Origin of the sequence: Weissella sp. MSCH1, from assembly GCF_045799135.1 — a bacterium.
Taxonomy (GTDB): domain Bacteria; phylum Bacillota; class Bacilli; order Lactobacillales; family Lactobacillaceae; genus Weissella.
The window spans coordinates 1-3,491 of the sequence record NZ_JBJMBA010000034.1 but is presented as its reverse complement, the minus strand read 5'-3'; the positions used below and the strand labels follow the sequence as shown (position 1 = coordinate 3,491).

The following is a 3,491-nucleotide window of genomic DNA, read 5'->3' as shown; positions in this document are numbered from 1 at the left end:
TGCTATATATCCTGGAAGCAACCGGTAAAACGGGGATGTTAAATGGTGAGATAGCACAGATGATTAAAGACTTAGGACACAGCAAAGAAACGATTATTGCTGATGCAGCCGAGCCAAAATCAATTGCTGAGATACGCAAAGATGGTATTGACCGTATAACAAAGGCACGCAAAGGACCTGACAGTATTAGACACGGTATTGAATACTTACAACAATTCAAAATTGTTGTTGATGAGCGATTGTTTCAGGTGATTGAGGAGCTGGACAATTACACGTGGCAAAAAGATAAGAAGACAGGCGAGTACATTAACAAGCCTGTTGATAGTTTTAACCACTTTTTGGACGCGGTTCGTTACGCAGCCGACAAGCAGTCGCTTAAGAGTGCCGATTCATTTGAACAAAAGCTGAGAAAGGCACGCACGTACTTTGGATAGGAGCAGTTATGAATTTTGATTTTTTGAGAAAAGGCCGATTTAACCCTAATGCGAATGACGTATTTTTTATGAGTGCTGATGATTATGCAATTATGGACCCGGCGGCCGAAGGATTTATTAATCAGTTAGATCGTTTCATTAACCGGCATAAGTCGTCGCAGGTGAACCGGTTAAAAGCGTTGAAGCGTTACTATCTTGCTGACAATGATATTCGTTATAAGGAGACAAAGTCGGATAAGACAGCAGCAGACAATCGTATTGCCAGTGATTTTGCACGATACATTACGATTTTTGAGCAGAGTTATATGCTGGGGAAGCCGGTGGTCTATAAAAATGCGGCAGATAAGACGTTACAAGAAGAGATTGATGATTTTTCAAAACAGAACAATGAGAGTTACCACAATGTGCTAATTAAGACTGACCTGTCAATTTATGGCCGGGCCTATGAGCTGGTGTACGTTGACGGTGATGAGAATAACGTTCAAGTAAGGCTTGCCCGATTAAACCCGGAGCAAGTCTTTGTTGTATATGACGACACTGTAAAGCGTAATTCGTTGTTTGCGGTTCGGTATTACCGGGTTCGATACGAAGAAGGTAGGTTCCGTGATTTTGTTGAAGTGTACACGAACGATAAGGTGTATTACTACCGCAATGACAATCAAGAAGCTGGAGGCATGAAGTTTGTTGAGGAAACAACGCACGAGTTCGACGGTGTGCCGGTTACTGAATATGCCAGCAACGAGGACAGGACAGGTGCTTATGAAGCTGTTCTGGATACAATCGACGCTTATGATTTGGCCCAATCAGAATTGGCAAATACTCAGGAAGATTTCAACAATGCACTGTTGATGATTAAGGGTAATCCATTCACCGGTAGTGATGATAACCCGGTGATTGTTGACGACGACGGCAAGGAAATGCCAAATCCTAACTTCATTGGTAATGTGGTTGCGCAAATGAAGCAGGCCCGCTTGTTGATTATGGACGACAATCCTGACGAAAACGGTGCTGAACCTGATGCCAAGTATCTGACAAAGACTTACGACTCAGCCGGTACTAAGGCATACATTGACCGATTGGTTGGTGATATTCTGCGGTTCACGTTTACACCAGATACCAGTGACCAAAACTTTTCGGGAGTTCAGTCTGGTGAAGCAATGAAGTATAAGCTGATGGCTGCCGACAATCGTCGTGTGACACAAGAACGTTTGTTTGAACGTGGACTTATGAGACGTTTGCGCTTAGCGGTAAATGTTTGGCGTATCAAGGGTAATTCAAGCGTTAATTATGATGCCATCAATGACACGGAAATCTTGTTCACGCCAAACATTCCACAGAACGTGAATGAATTGATTGCTAACGTTCAGAGCTTGTATGGCATTGTCAGTGATGAAACGTTACTTGAACTACTGAAGCAATTCACTGGTGTTGATGCGAACGAGGAATTGAAGCGCTTGAAGAAGCAAAAAGCAGATAATCAGTTTGTTTTCAACGGTCAAACCAATAATTATCCCAATCCTGATCAAGAAGGTGTAAGCGAAGATGGCGACGAGTAAAGATTACTGGACAAAACGCATGGACGGCATATTCGATAAGCTGGATAAGAAGGAAGTTAAACTCAATGATGAGTTGATGAAGTATTATCAGGATGCGCTGACCGATATTAACGATAAAATATATAAGTTTTATGACCGATACGGCAAAGATAACGGGTTCGATTATGAAGAAGCCATTAAACAGGTCAGAGAGACCGATTTAAACGATTATGCGAAGCGTGCGAATGATTACCGTAAAGGTCTGCAAAACGACGCAGAAGCGCTCAAGAGGCTTAATGCGCAATACGTTACGGCGAAGATTAACCGTCTTGAACTTTTGAAGCTTGAACTTGAATTCTCAATGATACAAGCAACGAATAGCCAGGAAGGCACGTTGACTGATTATCTATCTAATGAAAGTAAGTATGTTTATGGGGCTGCGGTTGCTGGACAAGCTGTTTCAACGTTGAATAATCGTGAAATCAAAGAGATATTGTCTAGCCAATGGAGTGGTGCTAATTACTCAACGCGCATATGGCGTAATGCGGATGTGATGGTCAATGCATTGAAGGACGCGTTGGTTCAAGCAGCTATTCGTGGTGATAACCCACGTGTTACGGCGCGTGCATTGGCAAAGAAGCTGGGTTCAGGACGTTATGTGACAGAACGTTTGGTGCGAACTGAATCAACTTACGTTGCTAATCAAGCAATTTCACGTCGTTATAAAGATTCGGGTTTTAAGAAATATGAATTTGTAGCGGTGATGGATGACCGGACGTCTAATGTTTGCCGTGGATTGAACGGTACAGTGCACAAGTTGTCAGATTTTGTATCTGGTGACAACGCACCGGCTATGCATCCGAACTGCCGTAGTCGTATTGTGCCGAGTGATGATGACTTGGCAATGTTTGATAAGTATTTGGACAAAACGTCTGACGATTAATTTCGTTAGGCGTTTTTGTTTTGCCTGACTTTCCCAGCGTAGTCGTTAAAGAACGTTGTTTCGTCGCCGGACGTAAAACGAGTATAGCCGGCGGGCGTAAAACGTTAAGGAGTTGTAATGGCGGAAGTAGTTGAGGACCAAGAGCAAGTAACGGACGTGGCGGACAATGACGCTACACCTGAAACTGGCAACAGTGAGAAGACGTTCACACGAAGCGAACTATCTAAGATGATGGCAGCTGAAAAGGCTAAGTGGGAGAACGAGAAGCAAGCTGAAGTTGAAAATGCCAGGAATGAGGCAGAACGCTTAGCTAAGTTGAGTAAGGATGAGCGTTCTGCTGAGATGGCAAAGAAGCGAGAAAACGAATTGGCAGAGCGTGAACGCAAGGTGCAACGTTCGGAATTGTTGATTGAAACGCGCGATCAATTAAATAATTCGGGATTGCCAGTTGAATTTGCTGAAATGGTTATGGCTGATGATGCTGAACAAATTCAAAACAACATCAAGGTGACCAAGACGGCCTTTGATGAAGCAGTTGAACGTGAAGTGAACAAGCGATTGCTACAAAAGACGCCTAAG

General features: G+C 43.3%; 4 protein-coding genes. All 4 read left to right on the top strand.

Features of this window, described 5'->3' with window-relative positions; all coding sequences use genetic code 11:
• The coding region (locus ACJ28U_RS04090; RefSeq protein ID WP_407618465.1) for a terminase large subunit at positions 1 to 434 on the top strand (434 nt) is incomplete at its 5' end.
• Between the two features lie 8 nt (positions 435 to 442).
• Positions 443 to 1,990, top strand: a complete 1,548-nt coding sequence (locus ACJ28U_RS04085) for a phage portal protein (RefSeq protein ID WP_407618464.1) — start codon at positions 443 to 445, stop codon at positions 1,988 to 1,990.
• Positions 1,977 to 2,912 (top strand): minor capsid protein, encoded by a 936-nt coding sequence (locus ACJ28U_RS04080; protein ID WP_407618463.1) that lies wholly within the window; start codon positions 1,977 to 1,979, stop codon positions 2,910 to 2,912. The genes ACJ28U_RS04085 and ACJ28U_RS04080 overlap by 14 nt, the downstream gene beginning before the upstream one ends.
• 117 nt (positions 2,913 to 3,029) lie before the next feature.
• Positions 3,030 to 3,491, top strand: a 462-nt coding sequence (locus ACJ28U_RS04075; protein WP_407618462.1) for a DUF4355 domain-containing protein, incomplete at its 3' end; no start/stop codon positions are given.